General features: G+C 49.5%; 2 tRNA genes. Both read left to right on the top strand.

The features are described from left to right. Positions 1–2: 2 nt before the first annotated feature. Positions 3–76: transfer RNA gene (locus tag AB4153_RS21500), tRNA-Cys, on the top strand. 55 nt (positions 77–131) lie between these two features. Continuing rightward, positions 132–217 (top strand) — tRNA-Leu (locus AB4153_RS21495). Position 218: the final 1 nt, after the last annotated feature.

Genomic DNA, 218 nt, shown 5'->3' with positions numbered 1-218 from the left:
ACGGCGCGATGGCAGAATGGCTATGCTGCGGATTGCAAATCCGTCGACCTCGGTTCGACTCCGGGTCGCGCCTCCACAATTTTTGTTTAATTGTTTAGTGCTTTAAACTAGACGGTTAAAACAACACTTATGCCCGAGTGGTGGAATCGGTAGACACAAGGGATTTAAAATCCCTCGCTTAATAGGCGTGCCAGTTCAAGTCTGGCCTCGGGTACCAT

Origin of the sequence: Shewanella sp. 10N.286.52.E4 (assembly GCF_041468785.1) — a bacterium.
GTDB lineage: Bacteria > Pseudomonadota > Gammaproteobacteria > Enterobacterales > Shewanellaceae > Shewanella > Shewanella electrodiphila.
Note: the sequence above shows the minus strand (reverse complement) of the source record. Positions and strands in the feature narration are given on the sequence as shown.